Below are 23994 nucleotides of genomic sequence, written 5' to 3'. Positions count from 1 at the left end.
AATTTGTTAATCAGTTTATGCTATTTTTGTTGATTATCTGGTCAGTAAGGATGATTTATGCCTAACCTCAGAAATAAAAAACAGTACCAACAAAATAGCCAAATCATTGCGCTTCTAGTAAAGGAAAATGCTTATGTAGTAACAGAGTATGATCAGTCGCGGGTGGTTAAGTACTTTGCTGAAGCTAATTTTTTATTTGATTCAGATTATGATGATGAATTGTGGAATCTTTTAGCGGTGCCTTATTTTTTAACCAATGCCATGAAGCTTCATTCAGATTTTTCTGCCGAGTTACTAAATTACCTTAAGAAAAAATGCCTTGAGGGGAAATTTCAATCTGCGCAATTACAAGGATTATTAAAACAAGCGGTTAGGGCGCTTCCACATCAACCGCAATTAGTTTCCGAAATGATAGAATTATTAAAATTCCTACCTGAAAACGAGAGAAAAGAGATTTTTCAGGACAAATATGTGATTGAAACTATAGGCTGCAATACGCAGGCAATTTCTTTGTTAATGAGAGAAATCAAACCTTTGGATTCAGAGTTAACCAAGAGTGTCTTGAGAAAGGCTTTTGTACATGCCACTTTCCACGCGAAACCCAAGGTAATGGTAGACTTAATAAAAGCTGTCGAAAGTTATGGTGATGAGTTCTTACAAGAAATCATTCAAAAAAATACATTAGCTAATGCTATAAACAACAATCCACATCTCGTTCCTTTGTTATTAGAAGCGGGTAAAAAAGCTGACTTGAATGTTAGAAGGAGGATAGTTTCTCATGTCTCTATAGGAAATATTTTAATGTCAGCTACAAAAACGTTATTACCAGATGTTTTTGACGCGTTGTTAAGAGAGATAAAGGACATAGGTCCAGACTGTTTAGCTCCTCACTTATTGGCTGCTAATGCTGATGGGTGGAACGTTCTAATGCATGCAATATTTCAATTACCGCAAGTAGTACCTTCGTTAATGGCGACAATTAGAGAATTGCCTCAGGAAATCCAGGAAAAAATTTTTACGAAACAAATTAGCTGTGGCTATACAAAAAGAAAATTGGATCCTCCCTATGAAGAAGTGTACACAAAACAAGGGATGACTGCACTAGATCTTGCCCTGGCCTGTCTTGAAAATGCGCCTTCTCATACTAGTCTTTGCCAGCGTTTAAAACGCAATGTATTTCTTATACTTGATGCCATAGGTCTTCTCTCTATTGCAACTCGTTTTCAATGTCTTCGTAGAGCAGCAATTTCTTCCCGACAATTGCAGTTGCCTCACCAAGTTAAAGAAGCTCTTTTTACGAGTATATTTTCATTAAATAATGAAAAATTAATCGCTAAAATTTTACCAGAGGAAAACCTCTCATTTTCGCAGGTTCCTCCTGGCGTGTATTGGATGGTTACCTATTTAAACGGAGATTATCGCCTGGCCTTAAATAGTTTTTTTATGGATAAAGGGGCAAAAAATGATTTTCTTCTAGGACGAGCGTGTCAGGGGCTTATTGAGGAATATACCTCATCTCCCTTATCTAGCAATTCATGCGTGCGATTTTTCCAACGCCCAAAATATAACAATACTGAATTGCTGATTCTCAATGGGATTATGGCTATTTCCGATATTGAAGGTCTTGATCCGAAAGTATGCGAAACCTTGGGAAATTTCCTGATGCTTGATGAAAACTATGAATTGCATGCTGTTAAATTTTTACTTAAAGCGAGTGAGGCGATTAGAGAGGAAGGCGCCTACAATATTTATGACAAGCTAGTTTATAATATCTTACGTAAAAAATTTGCCCCTGAGTTACCTGAAGTTTCACCTCAAGATAATATCGGCCCTCCTCCAGTGCAGTGGGCGATATTGCCCCCTGAACAATTATTTGCACAATGGCAAGCTAGTTCATCTGCAAATCCCGATCCTTTAAATTCAGAATTTGGGGTTGGATGATAAAAATCAGTTTTTTTCTTCCTGCTTCAAATAGGTATAGCGTAAAAAGCATGAGGACCTAAGAAATCCTGATATCACTTACCATAAACTTAAGTTATCATTCGCTCACTTGACAGCGTTTGCTGAGTTATATTTGTGATTTGGAGTTTTAAGGATGTATTCACTCATTCGTCCTCTGCTTTTTAAGCTGGATGCCGAGAAAGCTCATGAGTTGACATTGTCAGCGTTACATTGGGTACCCAAATGTTGCTTTAAAAAGCCTGTAAGCCAACCCATAAATGCTATGGGTTTGACTTTTCCTCACCCAATTGGACTTGCTGCAGGTTTGGACAAAAATGGTGCGCATCTTAATGCTTTAAGCAAATTAGGCTTCGCCTTTATCGAAATTGGTACGGTAACTCCTCGTCCACAATGGGGAAATCCCAAGCCACGACTATTTCGTCTACCTCAATCAAAAGCAATCATTAATCGCATGGGCTTTAACAATTTAGGCGTGGATGCACTAGTAACGAATGTTAAAAAAGCGAATTATAAGGGCATATTAGGCATTAACATTGGTAAGAATAAAGACACACCATTAACAAGTGCAAGCGAAGACTATTTATATTGTTTGCGTAAAATTTATCCCTATGCTTCCTACGTGACGATTAATATCTCCTCGCCTAATACACCTGATTTGCGTCTATTGCAGCAAGATAAATTTCTTACTCAACTATTAGGTAATTTAGGTGAAGAGCAACAACGTCTATACGATAAATATCAACGCTTTGTCCCTTTAGTGGTTAAATTATCGCCTGATGAACCTGATGAAACCTTAAAGCAAATGGCGGAAATTGTATTGCAAAAAAGGCTTGCGGGAATTATTGCCACGAACACTACTTGCACGCGTGAAGCAGTTGCTCATCTTCCTCATGGTAATGAACAAGGAGGGCTGAGTGGGCGTCCTCTTGCTGAACGATCAACACAATGTTTACGTTTATTAAAAGAAATCGTTGGCAACGAAATCACCCTAATCGGTGTCGGGGGAATAGATAATCCCGCGGTGGCACAAGAAAAATTACAGGCCGGTGCTTCCTTGTTACAACTCTATACCGGGCTGATTTACCAAGGGCCAGGATTAATTTCAACATTAATAAAAAGTCTGAATAACGTAGCAGTTAACGCTTAATGTCCTGATTATTTTTGTGTTTTCCCTCTGGGAAATGACATATTAGACATAAGAGTGAAAAAAATTTACAATGGTGAAATTTTTTTTAACACATTCTTTATTTTAAAAGCATTTAATATGTAGTACAATTTGTACTAATTTTTATCAGCAGGGGGCTGTAATGACCAATCGAGTTAAAAAAGTTAAACCTAACGCAAAACATACGCAAGATTATTTTAACAAAGTTGAATCGCGTAAAGGCATATACATTAGACATCTGGAAAATAATAGCCTTAGTAATTCCATGGAGGCTTTGATTAAGGCTAAAACTACATATCAGGAAGAATTAGCTAAAATCAAAAAGAAAGACACGGTTAGCCTTAGTAGTGAACAGCAACAAGTGTTAGACGACTTAGATAAAAAAATTCTTGAATTAGAAAGGATGCGAATTATTAAAATTAATGAAAAGGCAAAGCAAAAACCAGTTGTCACTGATACAGTTACTCCGCCTAAGGAGCAGGTTGAAGCAACGAAGGAAACTGTTGTAGTAACTGAGATACCTAGTGAAGTAACTAAAGAAACTGTTGTAGTAGTTGAGAAATCTTCAACAACAGAAAAAGAGGTTTTAGACGAAAAAAGTAAAAACACTCAAGAGACACCATTATTCTCTGCATCTGAGAAACAAGAGCCTTTAACTATAGAAAAAGCAGCTCGAGCAATCAAGTTAAAAATAGTCAATGAACGCTTAGGCGAGTTAGCGAAAAAGATAAAAGACCTTGATGCTTACCCAGATGCTGCTAAAGCCGTAACTGGTATTCATAAAAAAATGATGGAGCTTAATGAGAACTTTATTAAGACTGGTGATGCTAAAACTTATGGAGAAGAAGCAAAAAAACTATTTTCTCAAGAAAATCTTACTGAACTGGAAAAGTTTCGCGGTTTTAAAATGAAAAAAGTTGGTGAAGTATGCCTGAATATTTTAGCGGCTGTTGTTTCTTTAGTGATTCCTTATCTTGCAGTTGCCGCATACAGAAAAGACTTAAGTCTCTTTAAATTTAAGCCTGAAAGCTATAACCGAGCAAAAGCTCTTGAGGCTGCCGTTGAAACAGCCATTGCTCCTTCCGCTTAATTCTTCCGAACTGGTTTGTAAAGCTTGGCTGTACAGACCAGTTCTTTTATCTACTCCCTTTGCAAATCTTTAGTTGGCGTACCTGTCATTTAAGAGTACAATCCGGTCTTTCATCGATTCCAACCTTATTTTAGTGCTAATGAACAAAAAGCCCCATGGCAAAACAGGTCCTCTTTATCGGCGTCTGTTATCTTACGTTAAACCTTTCTGGTCTATTTTATTATTAGGTATTTTTGCCAATATTCTCTATTCAGCGATTGATGCCATTTTTACTTATATGATGCGACCTTTTCTTGATAAAGGTTTCATTGATATTGACATGGCATTCGTTAAGCAAATCCCTTTAATTGTGCTTTTAGGCATTACCATTCGTGGTTTAGTAAGTTCTGCAGGTAGTTATTGCATGACTTGGGTCGCCAGATCTGTCGTTAAGGTCTTACGTCAACGGGTTTTTGCGCATATCGTTAGACTTCCTGCGGATTATTATGATGAAGCAACTTCAGGGCAGCTACTCTCAAAAATTTTATATGACGTTGAGCAAGTCGCCCAAGTTAGTGCGGACGCATTAACGGATTTTGTGCAAAATACCTGTCTAGTAATCGGATTGTTAATTGTCATGATGGTAATTAACTGGCAATTGTCCCTGATGTTTTTACTCACTATCCCTTTTGTTGGCATCATTGTTAATTACACTAATAAACGCGTGCGACGCATTAGTCACAAAGTACAAAAATCCATGGGCGAAGTGACCGAGATTGCTGGTGAAGTAATCGAAGGTTATCAAGTCGTTAGAATTTTTGGTGGTGTTGACTATGAATTGGCCAAATTTAATAAAGCAACAGAAATGTCACGCAAAAATGACATGAAAGTTGCTGTAAATAAAGCAATTAATGTTTCAGGGGTACAGTTTGTAATTGCGGTGGGAATTGCTGCTATTATTTTAGCGGCTATTCAATTAGCTACGGTGATCACGATTACAGCAGGCTCGTTTTTAGCAATTATTGCGGCCATGCTTCAGTTGATTAAGCCTATGAAGACCTTAACAACATTAAATGCGACCATTCAACGAGGATTAGCTGGTGCTGAAAGTGTTTTTGATCTTCTAGATAGACCTGTAGAGAACGAACAGGGCAAGCAATTGCAGCAAAAAGCAAAAGGAGCTATTGAATTTGATAAGGTAAGTTATTCTTATCGTAAGGGACAAAGGGTTCTTCATAATGTTAGTTTTAGTGTTGCCGCTGGAGAAACGGTTGCCCTGGTCGGTCACTCGGGTAGTGGAAAAACGACAATTGCTAGTCTTCTGCCTCGGTTTTACGAGCTAAATACAGGTAGTATACGCTTAGATGGTGATTCCATTGCTGATTTGGCACTTAGTAGTTTGCGTGAGCAGATTGCCTTGGTCAGCCAACATGTGACCTTATTTAATGATACCTTGGCCAATAATATTGCCTATGGATGCGCAGATGCCAGTCGAGAGCAAATTATTCAGGCTGCGAAACTTGCTTTTGCTGATGAGTTTATTTGTCGTTTACCAGAGGGCTATGATACGAAAATTGGTGAGAATGGGGTTCTACTCTCAGGAGGGCAGCGGCAACGTCTTGCTATTGCACGCGCTATATTAAAAGATGCACCAATTTTAATCCTGGATGAAGCAACCTCGGCCTTAGATAGTGAGTCAGAGAGGTATATTCAGGCGGCTCTGGAAAAGGTTATGCAGAATCGCACCACACTTGTTATTGCTCATCGATTATCAACCATTAAACGAGCAAATAAAATCATTGTAATGAATCAAGGGCAAATTGTAGAGCAAGGTACTCATCAACAGTTACTTGCCTTAGAGGGACAATATGCTCAGTTATATAGTACGCAAAAACTGGGGATTGAACATGAAAAAGCTATCGCATAAGCTTTTGGAAATAACTGGTCCACATGAGTAACCGTAGCGTAATCAACTTCGATAAATTATGGTATGGTAAACACCCAATGCGTTGGTTGTTATGGCCTTTAGCCCAAATTTACAAAGCAATAATCTCAATTCGCCGGGTTTACTTACGGTTCTTTTATCAAAAAAAATTTCCTGTTCCTATTATTGTCATTGGTAATTTGACTGTTGGAGGGGTGGGAAAAACGCCATTAGTCATTGCCTTGGCAAAACAATTGCTGGCAAGAGGTTTGCGTGTCGGTATTGTTAGCCGGGGTTATGGGGCCACAATAAAACAATTTCCTCATGAAGTTTCCGTTACCGATGATGCCCGATTGGTCGGAGATGAGCCTTTATTACTTGCCAGAAAGAGAATTTGTCCCGTTGTTATCGCACCAAAGCGCAATGAGGCAGTACAATATTTGCTTGATAAATATCAGAGTGAAATCATAATTAGTGATGATGGTTTACAGCATTATGCGATGGGGCGAGCTGTAGAAATTGTGGTTATTGATGGTATGCGTGGTTTTGGCAATGGATTATGTTTACCGGCAGGACCTTTACGTGAAACACAAAAGCGATTGAAAAAAATTGATTTAATCGTGGTAAATGGTGGCGAAGGAAATAATGGATACTCAATGACCTTAGAGCCAGGAAAGCTAACTAATATTTTAACTGGGGAAGAAATTAATCAGGAAGCGGTTTCTACTCCAGTGGCGGCAGTTGCCGCTATTGGCCATCCACAACGTTTTTTTTCCACCTTGCATAATCTTGGAATATCCTTTAAAAAGTATCCTTTTCCCGATCATCACAATTTTCAGCTGCATGAACTACACTTCAGGGAAAGGACCGTGGTGATGACAGAAAAAGATGCAGTCAAATGTCAATCATTTGCAGATGATTCCTGGTATTTTTTACCAGTAGAAGCAAAATTAAGTGATTCTTTTTGGCAAGCATTATGGTCTCATGAACAATTACAAGGCTATATTTAAGATGAACGTACGATGGCAGAAGTTGTTTCTATGCTTTGCACTATTTACAGGAAGTTACGCGATTGCGGATACAGTAGAACCTGAAACGAGCAGCTCAGAAAAGAAAATTCTTTCTTTAGAGGCGCCACAAGCAGAGTGGGTATTCGCCGGGACTGTAACAAATGAAAGTGGTGAACGCTATAGTTATTATTTTCAAATGCATCGCAAGAATACACAATTTCATGCAGTGGCAGCGCTTATTGATGGACAAACTAAAGATCTTTTATTATTTGAGGAAAGCAGTGCAACCATTGAAAAGCCTGATGTTAGTAACTGGCATGTAGGACATGCTTTTTTACAATTTAACCCAATTAATAACAGCTGGGTCTTTGGTATTAAGACCAGGGAGAAAAAAGGCTTTAATTTCAAAGCTGACATGCTAAGAAAAGTACCTACCACCGCAACGGTCCAAGGCTTGCGCTCAGGCGTAGAATTATTAGTCAACCAAACTGGTAGATTAAATGGTCATGTGCAAACTGGTGCAGACAACAACGAGCAATTCGTAACCGCTCCTAAAGCGTGGTTTCGTCAGATCTGGGTAAGTAAACCTCAAGATACGTTACATCCCTTTACGGGAGTTTTGTGTCAATTTAATGATGGCAGTGCTTTTTATGCGGTGAACTTACAGGAAGCGGATGCTTTACGAGGTGCAATAGCCGGATGGCGCGATGCTCAGGGAACACCCCTATCAATGTCTCAATTTGTAACGGTCAAAGAAGCCAAAGAAGGTATGTGGAGTATTAACATTGCCTCCCCGAAAGTTAAATTGTTGTTGCAGGATGCTCTTGCTAAAGAGACGGAAAAACACCAACTTATTGCAGGTCTTACTGATGATTTAAAGCCCGGCTTTTGCTCCATCAATAAAGATGAATTTGGAAAAAAAGTGCAGGAAGATAAAAAATTAAGTTAAAAAAATGGTAACTGCTCACGCCCTATGTTATCCACAGCCCCCGTGTCATCCAGAGTTCACCCGTCATCCAGAGCGAAGCGAAGGATCTCCTAAATGTAAGATATTCATGCCACATTCAGGAGATCCTTCGTCGTAAACTCCTCAGGACGACATGGTTTGTGAATGGGGTACAAAAAATAAGAATATGTTCTCAATCATAAACAAGATTGAGGATATTCTTGGTTGGCAGCTTTATCAGGCAAGAAAAAGACAAGGCCGCCCGCAATAAGAACACTGACTGGAATAATAAGTAAGGCTGTTTGATAAGCTTCAAGTAAGGAGCCTGAGTTAAGCCTATCTAGAAGAAAACCCACTAATGGTTGTAGTAATGGGGCTGTCAGCATTGCTAAGGTATTTGTAAAGCCAGTACATGTGGAGAGTGATTCGGTTGGTGCCAATTCATTCGCTATGGAAAAGGCAAGCATATATGCCCCACAGCACAAACCAATCATGAACATTAATAATCCCATGATTAAAGTACTATGAATAGGTAAATAAAGAGCACCCAATATTAAACCCGTTGTGGTAAGGCAAGAGGTCAGCATTAGTGGTCTGCGGCGTTTAAATAACGCTGCTAAATATCCGAAAAGAGGACAACTTAAAGCAGCGCCAAGAAAAATCAAAGAATCAGCCAGGCTTGCTAATTTTAAACTGCAACCCAGTTTTATTTGGATAAAAGGAACCGCCCACATCGCTCCAAAAACAGTGATGACAGTAAAACTTAAACCCACAAATAAACCATTAATCCATGCGCGACCGTTCGTAAAAATTTGGAAAATCTGTTGGCTGTATTTAAATTTAGGTAACTCTTTGGGGTAATCAGGTAAATATTGCCAAATAAAATAAGCAATACAAAGACCAATAATAGCAGCTCCATTAATAAAACTGCGCCATCCCCATTCGGTAATTAGACTTCCCATACTTATCATGCCAACCATGGTTGCGATGAAGCCCAAGGTTTCTGATAAGCCAATCATAAAACCAAATTGTTTTAAGGGAAAATGCTGCCGCAATAGTTGAGATAAACCGACAAAAGCAAAGGCAGAACCTGTGCCTATCAAAATACGACCAATCATTAAAAAGAGAAAACTATGACTATGTGCAAAGAAAAAGCAACCAATACTACAAAGGGTAGCATTTGAAGCCAATAAAAGTCGGGTGTTTTTACGATCAAACAGCATACCAACTGGAATTTGTAAGCTAGTATAAACATAATAAAATGCACTACTTAAAAGTCCTGCGCTCAAAGCTGAGAGAGGCATCTCGTGCATAATGGAACCAATGACTACACCAGATGACAATTGTAGGAAAAATTGAAACAATACAAATGAAACACCGATTAACCAGATACCGTAGCGTTGTACCGTTTTTACAAGAGGAATACTAACAAGAGTCATTAGTTTTTTGTTATATATTAGAAAAGGGGTGACTATACACAACTTCATAGGGATTGGATATATCTAAAATAATATTGTGAGCGAGTATGAATTTACGTGACCTGCATTATTTTGTTGTTTTGGCAGATGTTATGCACTTTGGCGAAGCGGCAAGACGCTGTCATATTAGTCAACCAACGTTAAGTATGCAGATAAAAAAACTTGAAGATGAGTTGGGTATTCTTCTTTTTGAACGCAATAATAAACAAATTATGCTAACAGATGGAGGACGAGCCCTTTTGGGACGAGCACAACAAATCTTAGCGCAAGTTCGTGAAATGAAGGAGGTTGCTCGCCAAGTTTCCGATCCTTTTGCAGGTGAATTGCATCTGGGTGTTATTCCTACTCTGGCCCCTTATTTACTTCCGCATGTAATGCCCTTAATTCAAGATGCATTTACCCAATTGCGAGTTTGGCTGGTGGAGGAAAAAACACATCGTTTAATTGAAAAATTAATGACTGGCCAATTAGATGCAGCTCTTATGGCAACGCCTATTGCTGAAGAATTCGCGATGCAAGTTCTTTTTGAAGAACCTTTCTTTTTTGCTGCTAAAAAAGGGGTTTGCAAAAATAAATCAGAAATGAAGCTTCAAGATCTAATGGATCAGCAGGTGATGCTCTTAGAAGAGGGACATTGTTTGCGTGAACAGGCAATGGCAATTTGTCAATTAGCGAAAGCGAAAGCGCGAGCTGATTTTACAGCGACGAGTTTAGAAACATTACGTTTTATGGTACAAGCTGGGGTTGGGGTGACGCTGTTACCAGCTTTATCTGTGCATGATAATAAAGAGGGATTACAGATTATTCCTTTTGCAGAACCAGTCCCGTTTCGTACTATAGCGCTTTACTGGCGTCCGGGAACTGCAAAATTGCAATGTTTGCAGGCTATAACAGAAATAATAACGAAGGCCGGCAACAAGTTGCTAGCCTAGGCCGCAAGTTTTAACTTACTTGATGTACCTTAATAAGCACTCCCGCATGAGGGTTATCCAGGTAATAAATGCTGCCTCCTTTTAATCGCTGTTTTTGTACAAAAGCAAAGGAGGCATCATTAGATGCAGTAGAAAATAATAAATTGGTATCCAATAAATAATAATTTGAACGTCGAATTCGAATACTACCCTCTAACTGCCAGCCATCTTTACTGAGTTTAGGCAACAAAACGGCTTGTTGATTATTAAAGGGTTGTAACCAACTGTAATGTAAAAGTACATGATACTGTGGCTTGCGATTCAAAGCCCAATACTCTTGACGTAATTTTGAAGCAGAAGATGGTAATAAATGATAAGGGACATTGGATTTTGCTTCTGTACGCAAGGGAATACCCTGTAAGGTGTTAGGAGCGGCCTCGTTTAGTTCATTTAGTAAAGAAGAGGCATTTTGATGCGTAAAGACAATCAGATCAACTTGATAAAGCGGCGTGCTTTTTCCTTGCGCCAGACATGAGAATAAAATCATGGCTGTGGAGATTAATATTTTAAACATGGTTTTTTCTTATTGTTTGTTAACCCGAATTTAATATTCGGCTTGTATTAAATCAATGATTATACACATCTCTTTTCAATCCTGTCACGGATAGATTTGGAAGCAATAATTAGGGTTGCTCTTAAGATAATCTCTTTGTTACATTGAGAAATTTTCTTATGCATTGACGTGACAAGATGACGCAATTAGCTGAAATAAAGAAGTTAAGTGTTGGCTTTCAAACTCCAGAACAGACTGTAATGGCGGTGGATAATGTAAGTTTTTGTCTGAATCCGGGAGAGACTTTGGCAATGTTAGGTGAGTCTGGTTGTGGAAAATCATTAACATCACTCTCCTTGATGCGACTTCTACCTATGAATGCTGCTTATGGACAAGGCAGTGAAATTTCGGTGCAAGGGGAAGATATTCTTGTCCTCCCTGAAGTTGTGATGCGTAGTTTGCGAGGACGCCGTTTGGCAATGATTTTTCAGGAACCAATGACCGCCCTCAATCCAGTTTTAAATATAGGTGAACAATTACAGGAGGCGTTACCTCAAAAAAAACACCTGACACGAAAACAAATTAAAGCGCGTTTAATTGAGTTATTGAATGAGGTGGAAATACCTAACCCGCAGTTGCGTTTGCGTCAATACCCTCATCAATTATCAGGAGGCCAAAAGCAGCGTATTGTAATAGCTATGGCATTGGCAAGTAACCCAGAAATACTCATCGCTGATGAACCTACAACTGCGTTGGATGTTACTATTCAAGCGCAAATTTTAACGTTGTTAAAAAAACTGCAACTCCAACATCATATGAGTATGTTGTTGATTACCCATGATCTTGGCGTAGTAAAAGCAGCGGCTGATCGTGTATGTGTCATGTATGCGGGACAAGTCGTTGAACAAGCTTCTGTTGATGAATTTTTTACTCAAGCTAAACATCCTTATTCGCAACAGCTCATGGCTTCTGTGCCTAATTTTAAAAAACGTGGCCAGCGCTTACAGACTATTTCTGGAGCAGTGCCGACACTCGATGCTTTACCACAAGGATGTCGATTTCATCCGCGCTGTGCTCATGTATTTGCTCCTTGTGCGCAACTGGAACCACAATTACAAGGAATAGAAGATCGTGTGGTTCGTTGTCATCTCTATCCACAACTAACTCAGCCTCCTCCTTTGCCAATTTATCAAGAAAATTGGCAGGCTAATTTTACTGGGGAGAAGGAATTGTTGCTAAGTGTAAAAAATTTAGCAGTCTATTTCTCCACAAAAAGAAACTTATTCAAGAGAGGAGAGGTTATTAAGGCAGTTGATGGGTTGTCTTTAGAGTTGTATCAAGGAAAAACATTAGCACTGGTTGGAGAGTCTGGTTGCGGTAAAACCACAGCCAGTCGAGCCTTGTTACGCTTACAATCTATTAGCGGTGGTGAAGTTTTCTACCGTGGTGAAAATGTAAGAACGCTAAGAGGGGAAAGGTTGCGTAATTACCGGAAAAAAGTACAAATTATTTTTCAGGATCCCTTTTCCTCGATGAATCCCAGGATGACTGTGGCTGAAATTTTAGCAGAAGGAATGCTTGCTCAAGGGACAAGTTCATTGCTTATCAGAAAAAAACAACATCAATTGCTCGAACAGGTTAATCTTCCGCGAAATAGCTTGCATCGTTATCCTCATCAATTTTCAGGTGGGCAACGTCAGCGTATTTGTATTGCCCGAGCACTTGCAATTGAGCCAGAATTATTAATCTGTGATGAGCCAACCAGCGCGCTTGATATTTCTGTTCAAGCCCAAATTCTTAATTTACTTAAAGAGTTGCAATATGAGACGGGTTTGTCTTATTTATTTATTACCCACAATATGGCTGTCGTTTCGTATATGGCTGATGATGTTTTAGTAATGCGTGAGGGTCGAGTGGTCGAAAGTGGTCCATGCGAACAAATACTAAAACATCCACAACATGCTTATACACAGCAGTTACTCGCCAGTGTTTTGCAAATTTAGTGGTTTTATCTTCAGGCACTGGAACAGTAATAAATTACAGAGCGGTGGGTGGTTCATCGCTTTTTAGCAATGTTTTTTTTCGTGATAATTCAGCCTTCAATGCTTCATAACGAGCTTGCAAATCAGCAATAATTTTTTCAGGTTGACTTTGCTGCAATTTGTTGTCCAGCGTTGCAAGTGCCTGTTTTAATTCAGACAGTTGTTTAGCGAGTTCTTTTGATGGTGCATGTTCATATTGTTCGGATAATTGTTGGAAAAGGGCATGCTTAGTGTCTGAAAATGCCAAAATTTCCTGGAGTTTTACAAGACGATTGTCTATTTCCTGTTTCAATTGCTGTAATGCTTCTTCCGCCTTTTCAATGCGCTTCTTGCGAACATTTTCTTCATTTTGTCGCAATAATTTATCATAACCGGAAGTGGCTTTTTTATCAAAGAATACATTCATCTACGATCCTAATCAAACTGTATGCTCATGCCCTGTTGATGGTAAAATGTGCTCTGAAACATCTTTTTCTTTAGGTGTATGGCTGGCAATGACCAGATCATTTGCTGAATGTCCAGGATCAGGGATGCTGTTAATTAATTTTTCTGCATTTTCCAATTGTGCCGGCGGGGATGCTAATATTGCCAGGGATTCCAGTCTTTCCATTAGTTCTGGGTTCTCAGCCAATGCTTCTTCCATTCTCCGACGAAGTGAGGAAAATTCTTCATTATTGAGGCCAGAAAATTCTGATTCTAATTCAATTAGTGCTTCTTTCACCTTCTGACAAAGTAAGGCAAATTCTCCATCCTTAAAGTCAGCTGCTAAAATGGCTCTTAGCACGGCCTCTGGTTGATTCTCAAGAACAATGTCAATATCGGCGATTATTTTAATTAGCTCATTTTTGGTTATTGATCCTTGTAAATGGCTAATATCGATGTCTGGATTAATTTCCTGCAATTTCCGCTGATAATTACTAAGCGACTCTTGTGTGATAGATTCGCATGCTTGTTGATAAACTGACAATTCTTGCTCATCAAGTACTAATTTAGTTACACTGCTAATCGTAGCAATTGTCGTAACTACTGCACCAACAATGCCGATAATAGATGCTAAGCCGGTTAATGTGAGACCAAGTGGAGCAAGTACTCCTGTTAACGTTAAAATAAGTCCTATGGTAAGCAACAATGAAACTATCCCAACAGATAGAGTCCCTGCATGCCTTGCCGGAAATGATTGCTCCGCTTTATAATCTAACTCTGGATCTACAATTTCACTGGCACGTTTCTTATATATGGGAGCTAATTGGGATTCAAACCACTGCTGAGCTTCCAAAAAACGTTGTTTTTGTTTTTCCTTTAAGGCTTTTTCTATTACGGCAAATTGCTCTTGTGTCAGTTGCGGCCATGCGGATAAAACCCTATATTGCTGATCGAGGCGTGCTGTTCTGTCATTCTTGTGAGTGTGAAATTGTGTCCCCAGTGCTGTTAATCTCTCAATATTAATAGTTCCATTAGTTAAGAAAAGTCCTTGTAGCTTTTCTTCCATTTGCCTGGAGTGCAGAAATCGTAAAAATGCTTTTCTGGCTGTCGTTGCCGATTTGGGCTTATCTTGCGGTGAGTCAATAATATCTTCAGGACTGAGTAAGAGGACTTCTCTGTCTTTAGGGTCGGCATTCGTGTTACGAATAATTGCTGCAGTCCATAATTCAGGAGCTAACTTAGAGGCAGTAATACTTACACCACAAGGAATTCCATCGTCATCATAAAAAGCAACGCTTACATTAAGGTTTGCAGAACCTGCACTAAAATTTTCCCGAGTTTCTTCTGTACGGTTTGTTCCCGCTTTAATAAAGTTGGGACTGTTTTTAATAAAAAGGCCAAGGATGAGTGAATAAAATGATCCATTCATATTGCCTTGAGAATAGGATTTAGAGGTTGTCGGAGACATCCAGGTGGTAAGAAAATCGCTAAAGGTTCTACCATTTGAATCAATAAAAGGTTGGCGCGTCAGATCTTTTATTAGTTCGTGAGCAATATCAGTAGACGGCTGGGTAAATACTTCTGCATAGTCTATTTTTGTATCTTTAAAATCAGGTTGTTCGGTAATGAGATTTTTTCTTAATAAATCAACATAGTTACCATACATTATTCTAACTTTAGACGTTTTACGATTCGACATAGTATTGGATTCAGTAATACTTTAAAATCACTATAGCATAGCTACATTAACTGAATATGAAGATAACAGTTTAACAACTATATTACAAAAAATATGTCATGTTATGCAGGTGGCAGCCATGGTTCTAAGTGAACTTCTGGTAACTGATTATGAAAGATTCGCACCGAGTGAAGTTGAGCCTTGTTCAAGCGATTTTTCTCGGTTGCCTGACAGACTGACAGAGGCAATGCCAGACAGATTATTAATCGATTTTTCCGCCTCGCTTAGCTCAGGTGCAAGAGATTCCAGCCCGTTAATGGTATGAGTGACGTTATTAAACTCTTCTGGTAAATCGTCTACTTCTTCTTTTAAAACATGCTCCATAATTTTAGATGTTAACTCAGTAAATTCGAGTGAAAATTTCTTGGTCTGACGTTCATTCTTTTCCTCGGCTTCGCCCAACTCCTTTTTATACTTGTTGGAAGCACTAAAAAACTTTTGTTGACTAGCTAAAAACTGTTTTTCATCATAACCCACTTTAGCACTTGCAGCTATGCCAATAACTCCAGCAATTGCTGCAACAACTAATACGATGGGGCCGGCTGGAACAAAAAAGAGGCTAATGATAACTAATAACGAAAAAACTTCTACCAGAAGGGATGGGTAGTGGCGCTGCAAAAAACTTTGACTAAATTCAGGCGGTGGGAGAGGCTTGTTAGCATTAAGATGTTCTAATGCTTTTTTATGTTCTTCTAGACGAGCAGCTATTTGCTTTTGATAGCTCTGGTTTAACGCTTCTTGAACCCACTCAGAGAATTTGCGATTTTTAACAGTCTCTGGTGTTGTTGTTAAGCTCTCACGCTGTGCTAGAAGTTTTTCTGACTGTTCATTGAGTGCTAAATTTATAGGCTCCGAAGCTACTGAGCTTGCAAGAAGTTTGAGTCGAATTGCAAAGAAGGTAAGTTTATTATTAAGTTCCAGAGTGGCTGCTAATTCTTTATTAGCTATTTTTGAAAGAGAGATGTCTATTCTGTTATACATTTCCTGTAAGGTTTGTTCAAAGTCACCCTTTTTAAAAAAATCAATGTCTACATTCGATTGCGTTTCTAATTCGTTAATGTAGCTTTCTAAAACGGTATTGCTGAGGCAACGTGTTCTTATGAATTGAATATAATCGTGTAATTGCGCCTTTTTAAAATCGCGATTATCAATGTTTGCATTGTTCATAATCCTTTGATTTAGTTCTGTTATTTTTTTAAAAGAAACAGTGCCATCTTCCTGTATAAGTGTGGAAACTAATTCAAAGACTTTCATAGAACCCAATGCTTTTTTAATTTGTTGGGGTAATTCAAGTAACTCAACTTGGGTGCCGGTTTCGGGAGAAGTGAATTCATCATTGGCAAAAAGATTCATTGTTCTGTTTGCAATGGGTGCAGTAGTATTCTTGGAAATTTGTAAAACCCATTTGTCTGGATAATGTTTATTAGCAATAAAACCAAAAGAGCATAATTGTCCGTCATCATCTCGATAAGCGAAGCGTAATTCTTCTTTGTTATCTTGTCCAAACCAGGAACTAATAAAATTTTGGGTTTCTATATCTTTTTCTGTTCTTGGAGCGGATGTTTTTGAAAAACGTTCTGCCTCCTCATAAAGAGCAGAAACTTTTTTATTGACATAGTTTGTGTAAATATCAACTGCTAAGCCACCATCTAGATTTCCTTGTAGATAGTGCTGTTCAAAGGTAGATTCTGAGAGACAAACGGCTGAAAAATCATCAAATGTCCCAGTAAAATCGACTAAAGACGTCCTTGGGATATCCCGTTGTAAGACATCTTTATTTTCTTCTTTCCCTCGATGGTGTGCAAACTCCTGTAAACTACTTTCGTCTTGCCACTGCGCATTAAAGACTTCCAGTAAGTTACCAGCTAATTTCTTAACCATTTGAACACTCAAAGGTGGGAGTAGTAAATTTCAGTATAAATGGTAAACATTAAGTCAGTATTACGTGTCGCTTTCAAATAGCGTGTTTAGTAAAGCATCTAAATTTTAATCAAAAATCTCCTGCCTTATACGGGGCATCCAGGCGAGAACCAGATTCCGCGCATAAAGCGCGGAACGTATACACTTGAATATCTTCAAACCATTCGAGGCGTTTCCTAAGAAGGTATTTTTAAAGGTTGAACAAATCACAAATAAATTTATTTAAATCAGAGAGCGATATACGACTTATTTCTTCCTTATTTCTGGCTTTATATTCCACCGCATTTTGTTCTAAATTGCGCTCACTAACTACCAGGCGGTGAGGGATACCAATAAGATCACTATCGGCAAACAAAACCCCAGGACGCTCATTACGATCATCAAGCAAGACATCAATTCCTTTAGCACTTAACTGTTGATAAAGCGATTCAGCAGTTTCCTTGACGATTGTTGAGCGATGGCCGTTAATAGGAATAATAACCAATTGGAAAGGGGCAATGCTTTGTGGCCAAATAATTCCGTGGTCATCATGATGTTGTTCGATGGCGGCAGCGACTACACGGCTGATACCCAAGCCATAACATCCCATGATCATGGTTTGTAATTGCCCTTGTTCATTAATTACTGCAGCATTCATGGCGCGTGCATATTTATCACCTAACTGAAAAACATGGCCCACTTCAATACCGCGGCAGGCGTGTAAGTTACCTTTGCCATCAGGACTTGGATCACCTACTTTAACATTGCGTAAGTCATAAGCATCTTGATACCTGGCATCTCGTTCCCAGGCAACATTCATATAGTGTTTATCAGCTTGATTGGCTCCACAAATAAACGAGGTCATGGTCAGGGCATGATAATCAGCAATAACAGGAATATCCAATTCTACTGGACCTAGAGAGCCGATAGGTACTTTTAATTTTTGTAAAATAATTTGCTCGTCGGCAAACTGTAGGGGCGCTTTAACTAAGGGATGTTTACTTGCTTTCACTTCGTTAAGTTCATCATCCCCTCGAAGTACGAGTGCTACAAGAGGATGCTCTTCGCCGATAACAATTAAGGTTTTTACCGTTTGAGCCGTGTCAGTTTTTAAGAAGTTAGCAACTTCAGTGATAGTCTTTTGGCCAGGCGTATTAACAAGAGTCATTTTTTCTTGCGTTGTTACAGTCGCTTTCGCAGGAATTATTGTAGTCGCTTGTTCAATATTCGCAGCATAATCGCTGGCATCGCTATAAAAAATTAAATCTTCACCAGAATCAGCTAAAACCTGAAATTCGTGAGAAGCCGAACCACCAATAGCACCAGTATCTGCTTCTACAGCACGATAATGCAGACCTAAACGATCGAAAATACGACAGTATGCTTGATACATTGCGTCGTAAGTCTCTTGAAGGGACTCTTGACTTAGATGAAACGAATAGGCGTCCTTCATGATAAATTCACGAGCGCGCATGACGCCGAAGCGAGGACGGATTTCATCGCGAAATTTCGTTTGAATTTGATAGAAGTTCGCTGGTAATTGTTTATAGGATTGCAACTCATTGCGCATTAAATCGGTAATGACTTCTTCATGAGTAGGGCCAAAACAATAATCGCGGCCGTTGCTATCTTGCATCGTTAAAAGTTGACCGCCAAACGTCTCCCAGCGCCCTGTTTCTTGCCACAGCTCTGCCGGTTGTACAGCAGGCATAAGCACTTCCATTGCGTGAGTACGATTCATTTCTTCACGTACGATTTGTTCGACTTTACGCAATACTTTAAGGCCAAGAGGCAACCAGGTATAAAGGCCAGAACCAAGTTTGCGGATCATACCAGCCCTCAACATCAGTTGATGTGAAACGATCTCAGCATCATTGGGGGTTTCTTTGAGAGTAGCTAATAACCATTGCGATGCGCGCATGCCTGCTCCTGCTGATTACAAAAGCAAGTATTATATACCGCAGTGGTTAACAAACAAGATGGGTTCTTGCAATAAGAAAAGAGTTCGTTATTCTTGTAAGAATAACAGTTCACCGATTGATCAATGAATACTCTTGCCCTTATTCAAACCTTTTGTAAAGTGGTCCAGTGTCGCAGTTTTACTGCTGCAGCAAAATTACTGGATATTTCCGCGGCCGCCGTTAGCAAGCAAGTCAGTCTTTTAGAAACAGAATTAGGAGCTACTTTACTTGAGCGTACAACCCGTAAAGTTTCTTTGACTTCAGTGGGGGAGGCTTATTTTCAGGAAGTACAAGCAGTTTTACAAGCTTTGGAACAGGCAAAAAGTGTCGTGGCTGCAGCACATGCTGAACCAAAAGGCGTTTTGCGCGTAAAGAGTTCACGCTATTTTGCAGAAAATATTATTTTGCCTCGTATGCCTGCGTTGAATGCGCGATACCCACAGTTAATTTTAGATTTACAAGTAGCAGAGCAGGTGCCTCATTTGTTGGAAGAGGAACTTGATGTTGTTTATGGTATGTCTATGCAGGTTGCTTCCAATTCAATACAAAAAAAAATCACGACTACACGCTATGTATTTTGTGCCTCACCTTACTATTTAGAGCGTTGTGGTTGTCCACAAAGACCTGCTGATTTACAGCAACATGCTTATTTAACGCATAGCATGCGTAATCCTAACAATAACTGGACGTTTGCTTCGGGAGAATCAGTTAATCTAACGCCAACCTTGTATTTAAATGATGCAGCAGCATTAGCTGACTGTGCACGACGTGGACTGGGGATAGTCGCCCTACATCATTATCAAATAGCCAACTTTCTCGCTTGTGGTGAATTGATTGAGCTATTTCCTGGTTTAAAAAAGTCTATCATTCCAGTTTATCTTTTTTATCACCCAGCCCGATTTCTACAGCCAAAAGTACGCATCTGGATAGAAACCATGACGAAGGATCTACCCGAATTTATGTAAAGAAATGTTACTGTCATTCATTGTGAAAAGTAACTTTGCGCCTTGATTGGGACTGGCTTTCGATGGATGAATTGCCCGCCTGCGCGGGCATGAGAAATTTTTGTTCGTACTTTTATTTATTATTGGGAACAACTACTGGCATTTTGTGGGCTGCTTCAATGACTTTTTTGCTCTTTTCTAGTAAGGACGTATTTTTATTACCTAAATTACAAGAATAATCATCAAAATCAACTTTACCCGTTTTAACATCATAAATTGCTCCGACAATTCCTATTCTCTCCTCTTCGATCATCTGCTTTAAGATCTCACTATCTTTATAAATCTCTTGTAAGGTATTGCTTACATTAAGTTCAGTAACGTGTTTTACAAATTCACTATTTTTACTTGTCCGATTAAGTTTTGTTTGGGTTTCGGCGGCAACAGCGGGTTGAATTTTATCTAACAATTGCGTGATATGTCCCATTTGCACGTTGTCACAAGCAGCCTGAATAGCACCACATCGTGTGTGCCCCAAAACAACAATTAATTTGGCTCCGACAACGCTACAAGCATATTCAATACTGGCTAATACATCATTATTAACTACGTTACCCGCTACACGGACAATAAATAAATCACCGAAGCTCATGTCAAAAATGGTTTCCACCGGAACGCGCGAGTCAATACAGCCCAAGACCACGGCAATGGGATGCTGCGTCTCTGAGGTGTATTTTATATCCATTTTAGCGCTGCGATGAATTCTTGTGTCCTGTAAGAAGCGCTGATTTCCTTCACGCAGCAAGCTTAAAACTTGATAGGGCTCTAATGTGGCTAATACGTCATAAGTTGTGACATTGATGAAATCGATATAATTATGAATATCATATTGCTCCTGAAAACCAATGAGATTCAATGAAATTTGTTTCAAGGGAGCTTGTTCTTCTTTAAATTCCTTGAGTAATTCGATAATTTCTTTATCAATATAATTGGAGTAGCGGGCATCAATAATGAGTTGCGAATTTTTAGGGATGGAATCAAGCTCTGCTACTAAAGAAGCTTTATTTAAAAAGGTGATTTGTTGAGGAAGTACTAAACGGTTAGTAATTCCCGTAGGATAGATTTCTTTAATAATGTCTAAACGAGCTTTACTATTTGACTTTAAAATATAGAAAAGACTAATTGTTAAGCCAATTAAGATACCTGCAAGTAAGTTAAAGGCAACGATGCTAATTACAGTTGCTATAAAAGGAATAAATCTATCTGTACCTTGCGCATAAATATCTTTATAGATTGATGGCTTTGTCAATTTATAACCAGTAAAGATTAGGATTACGGCCAACGATGACAAGGGGATTTTATTAAGCCATTTAGAGAGCATTAAAACAGCAAGGAGAATAAAAAGACCATGTAAAATAGCCGATGTTTTTGTCTTGGCACCTGATTGAATATTTACTGAAGTGCGTACGATGACAGAGGTGATGGGAATGCCACCAACAAGTCCTGCTGTGAAATTACCGCAACCTTGAGCAACGAGTTCGCGATCTTTTGAACAATATCGTCTTTTCTTGTCGAGTTTTTCCCCTGCTTTTACATTAAGTAAGGTTTCTAAAGAAGCGACGATAGCTATGATAAATGCATATAAATAAACTTTGGGATTATTCCATGCGCTCCAGTCTGGAAAATCCAGCTGACTTAAAAAGTCTGAAAAACCATCGTGGCGCGGAATATTGACCAGGTGTGGATTATTCTGAGCAAGCGACGAATTAGAGAAAATAAAAATCTCATTAATCAAAATACCAGCAATGACGACAATAATAGGCGCTGGAACACTTTGTACCCACGCGGCTTTTGACTTATCAGCAAAGATTAAAATTGCAAATGAAATGAGAGAAATAATCGCAGCACCTTCATTAAGATGATAGGACAAAAAATAAAGGGGGCTAAGTGCTAGGCTTTCTGTCGATTCTAGTAAGTGTGTTTTTAATTCGGCTAAATCACTGGATAAAGTAAAAGCTAAAGGTAATTGTTTGATAATAAGAAGAATACCGATAGCACACAGTAGACCCTGTACGACATTGGAGGGCACATATTCCGCTACAAAGCCTGCTCGTAAGCTGCCAACAATAATTTGTAAAATTCCCGCTAATGTTAATGCGAGAAGGAAAGAATTAAAGTCACCTAACTGGCCAATTGCAGTAAAAACAACTGCTGCCATTCCTGCGGCGGGACCACTAACGCTGACATGCGAACCACTAATTGTGCCTACTACAATGCCGCCTATAATGCCACTCACAATCCCAGAGAATAAAGGAGCTCCTGATGCCAGGGCAATGCCTAAGCATAAAGGAATGGCAACCAGAAAAACTACAATGGCAGAGACGATATCAAATTTCAGAAAACGATGTTTATAAATGCGAAATTTCCGTAAATTTGTAGTAAATGCTTCACTCATGATTATCTTATCCTAGATTTAATGCACCCAATGCTAACGCAGTTTGTGCATTTTGTGAACCTTTTTCTTTACAAGAAAGATAACATTCTTAACTTTTATGTTAAGTAGCTAGAGTTAAATAAAGCATAAATTCAAATTTTTCAATACAAAAATAACTATAGTGGATAAAAAATCGTAATTCCAAGTTCTTAATAATATTAAAAATTAATACCCCCCTTGATGGAGATTCATCAAGAGGTTTTATTTACTCTTCGAGCGGAATTAGCTCATCCTCAGAGAAAAGAGCTTCCTGGTCAAGAAGTGAAGGAGTTATTAAATGATTTTCTAAATTTTTGAATTGCCAAAGATCTTGGTCCATCAGCTGACTTGGCTTGATACTCTGCAAAGCGTGTAAAATATTGCTAGGAACTTTAGGATTCTCTTCTGCCAGTTGGTCGATAAGTTTAGCCACACGTTTACGCATTAAATTTTCCTGCGATCCACATAAATTGCATGGGATAATGGGGTAAGCCTGCTCTTTTGCGAAACTAATAATATCTTTTTCCTGTACGTAACAAAGGGGACGAATCACGATATGCTTTTTATTGTCACTCAACAACTTAGGTGGCATTGAACGAATATCGCCATTGTAAAGAATAGACATCATAAGAGTTCGAATAAGATCATCACGATGATGGCCTAGAGCAATTTTGGTGAAGCCATGTTCTTCTGCATAGCGATAGATAATTCCTCGGCGCAAGCGTGAACAGAGTGAGCAGTATGTTTTACCCTCCGGAATTTTTTCTTTAACAATGCTGTACGTATCCCTCATAAGAATTTCATGGGGAATGTTTCTCTCATTGAGCCAGAGTCGTAGTTTGCTGTCATCCCAACCAGGTTGTGCTTGATCCAGAGTAAAAGCAAAAACGTCGAACTTATTATTTGAACGGCGTCTTAATGTATGTAATAGAGTCAATAGGGTAAATGAATCTTTACCTCCAGATAAGCACACCATCACTCGATCACCCCGTTGAATCATATTAAAATCGGCGATAGCTTTACCAGTGTAATGGAGCAGTTTCTTTTCAACAAATGAGGGTGTGGCAGACATAATTACAACCTAAAAACGAAATAAAAGAACAAGTTTATCGCAAATTTTACTGAATTGCCCATAAAACCTTTGTTGTGTAATTTTGGTTTTGCTTCTGTCGCCGTTTTGCCCATTACTGTGTCTAATAAAATATCGTGCCTTGATAAAGCCCTCGTCTATTCGCAAGCTGAAGTGTCGTCACATTTTATGTATAAATTAATAATTAATATTAAATCATGTCATTTCCGCGTAGATGGGAATTCATCTCACAAACAAAGTAAAGAATTAATAGGATGAATTAGATTCCCACCTACGCGGGAATAACATTCTATGCGGGAATGACACTACTTTTAAGGTATTAGGGGGATACCCCACTATTTCCTGGTTGCACTTCAGTGTCAACCAGGCTACTTAATTTGTGGAAGTTTTAAGCACCAAGAACTCAATT

17 protein-coding genes are annotated in these 23994 nt (G+C 38.9%); 9 read left to right on the top strand and 8 right to left on the bottom strand.

Features of this window, described 5'->3' with window-relative positions; translation table 11 throughout:
• Nucleotides 1–57: 57 nt before the first annotated feature.
• The 6 genes from PXX05_RS09960 to PXX05_RS09935 all read left to right on the top strand — a co-directional run bounded on the left by PXX05_RS09960 (nt 58) and on the right by PXX05_RS09935 (nt 8079).
• Nucleotides 58–1941 carry a hypothetical protein gene (locus PXX05_RS09960; protein ID WP_275088075.1) on the top strand — a complete coding sequence of 628 codons (1884 nt, stop codon included), beginning with the start codon at nt 58–60 and terminating at the stop codon, nt 1939–1941.
• A 154-nt stretch (nt 1942–2095) separates the two neighbouring features.
• Nucleotides 2096–3109, top strand: a complete 1014-nt coding sequence (locus PXX05_RS09955; RefSeq protein ID WP_275088074.1) for a quinone-dependent dihydroorotate dehydrogenase — start codon at nt 2096–2098, stop codon at nt 3107–3109.
• Nucleotides 3110–3269: 160 nt separating this feature from the next.
• The gene (locus tag PXX05_RS09950) at nt 3270–4217 is read left to right on the top strand and encodes a hypothetical protein (protein WP_275088073.1); all 948 of its coding nucleotides are present in this window, start codon (nt 3270–3272) and stop codon (nt 4215–4217) included.
• Between the two features lie 139 nt (nt 4218–4356).
• The gene (gene msbA / locus PXX05_RS09945) at nt 4357–6123 is read left to right on the top strand and encodes a lipid A export permease/ATP-binding protein MsbA (RefSeq protein ID WP_275088072.1); all 1767 of its coding nucleotides are present in this window, start codon (nt 4357–4359) and stop codon (nt 6121–6123) included.
• A 23-nt stretch (nt 6124–6146) separates the two neighbouring features.
• Nucleotides 6147–7130 carry a tetraacyldisaccharide 4'-kinase gene (gene lpxK / locus PXX05_RS09940; RefSeq protein ID WP_420844583.1) on the top strand — a complete coding sequence of 328 codons (984 nt, stop codon included), beginning with the start codon at nt 6147–6149 and terminating at the stop codon, nt 7128–7130.
• Complete coding sequence (locus PXX05_RS09935; RefSeq protein WP_275088071.1) at nt 7105–8079, top strand: hypothetical protein; 975 nt, start codon at nt 7105–7107, stop codon at nt 8077–8079. The genes lpxK and PXX05_RS09935 overlap by 26 nt, the downstream gene beginning before the upstream one ends.
• Nucleotides 8080–8273: 194 nt before the next feature.
• On the opposite strand, the gene PXX05_RS09930 is transcribed toward PXX05_RS09935, so the two are convergent.
• Nucleotides 8274–9515: an MFS transporter gene (locus PXX05_RS09930; protein WP_338034418.1), complete on the bottom strand. Its 1242-nt coding sequence runs from the start codon at nt 9513–9515 to the stop codon at nt 8274–8276.
• A gap of 86 nt (nt 9516–9601) precedes the next feature.
• Between PXX05_RS09930 and PXX05_RS09925 the strand changes: the two genes are divergently transcribed.
• A complete protein-coding gene (locus tag PXX05_RS09925; RefSeq protein WP_275088070.1) occupies nt 9602–10486 on the top strand; it encodes a LysR substrate-binding domain-containing protein in 885 nt (294 codons plus the stop codon).
• Nucleotides 10487–10496: 10 nt separating this feature from the next.
• Here PXX05_RS09925 and PXX05_RS09920 read toward each other — a convergent pair whose 3' ends face one another.
• Complete coding sequence (locus PXX05_RS09920; protein ID WP_275088069.1) at nt 10497–11039, bottom strand: CsiV family protein; 543 nt, start codon at nt 11037–11039, stop codon at nt 10497–10499.
• A gap of 176 nt (nt 11040–11215) precedes the next feature.
• On the opposite strand from PXX05_RS09920, the gene PXX05_RS09915 reads away from it, so the two are divergent.
• Entirely contained in the window at nt 11216–13021 is a 1806-nt protein-coding gene (locus PXX05_RS09915; protein WP_275088068.1) for an ABC transporter ATP-binding protein, read from the top strand.
• A gap of 34 nt (nt 13022–13055) precedes the next feature.
• Here PXX05_RS09915 and PXX05_RS09910 read toward each other — a convergent pair whose 3' ends face one another.
• The 4 genes from PXX05_RS09910 to PXX05_RS09895 all read right to left on the bottom strand — a co-directional run bounded on the left by PXX05_RS09910 (nt 13056) and on the right by PXX05_RS09895 (nt 19041).
• The gene (locus tag PXX05_RS09910; protein ID WP_275088067.1) at nt 13056–13466 is read right to left on the bottom strand and encodes a hypothetical protein; all 411 of its coding nucleotides are present in this window, start codon (nt 13464–13466) and stop codon (nt 13056–13058) included.
• Nucleotides 13467–13478: 12 nt separating this feature from the next.
• Entirely contained in the window at nt 13479–15182 is a 1704-nt protein-coding gene (locus PXX05_RS09905) for a ubiquitin-activating E1 family protein (protein WP_275088066.1), read from the bottom strand.
• Nucleotides 15183–15329: 147 nt separating this feature from the next.
• Nucleotides 15330–17102 (bottom strand): hypothetical protein, encoded by a 1773-nt coding sequence (locus PXX05_RS09900; protein WP_275088065.1) that lies wholly within the window; start codon nt 17100–17102, stop codon nt 15330–15332.
• Between the two features lie 229 nt (nt 17103–17331).
• Nucleotides 17332–19041 (bottom strand): proline--tRNA ligase, encoded by a 1710-nt coding sequence (locus tag PXX05_RS09895; RefSeq protein ID WP_275088064.1) that lies wholly within the window; start codon nt 19039–19041, stop codon nt 17332–17334.
• Between the two features lie 123 nt (nt 19042–19164).
• On the opposite strand from PXX05_RS09895, the gene PXX05_RS09890 reads away from it, so the two are divergent.
• On the top strand, nt 19165–20046 hold the full coding sequence (locus PXX05_RS09890; RefSeq protein WP_275088063.1) for a LysR family transcriptional regulator: 882 nt from the start codon (nt 19165–19167) through the stop codon (nt 20044–20046).
• Between the two features lie 112 nt (nt 20047–20158).
• Here PXX05_RS09890 and PXX05_RS09885 read toward each other — a convergent pair whose 3' ends face one another.
• Both PXX05_RS09885 and ttcA read right to left on the bottom strand, forming a co-directional pair.
• Nucleotides 20159–22477, bottom strand: coding sequence for a bifunctional SulP family inorganic anion transporter/carbonic anhydrase (locus PXX05_RS09885; RefSeq protein WP_275088062.1), 2319 nt, complete (start codon nt 22475–22477; stop codon nt 20159–20161).
• A gap of 244 nt (nt 22478–22721) precedes the next feature.
• Entirely contained in the window at nt 22722–23567 is an 846-nt protein-coding gene (gene ttcA / locus PXX05_RS09880; protein ID WP_275088061.1) for a tRNA 2-thiocytidine(32) synthetase TtcA, read from the bottom strand.
• Nucleotides 23568–23994: the final 427 nt, after the last annotated feature.

It is taken from the genome of Legionella cardiaca, assembly GCF_029026145.1.
GTDB lineage: Bacteria > Pseudomonadota > Gammaproteobacteria > Legionellales > Legionellaceae > Tatlockia > Tatlockia cardiaca.
Note: the sequence above shows the minus strand (reverse complement) of the source record. Positions and strands in the feature narration are given on the sequence as shown.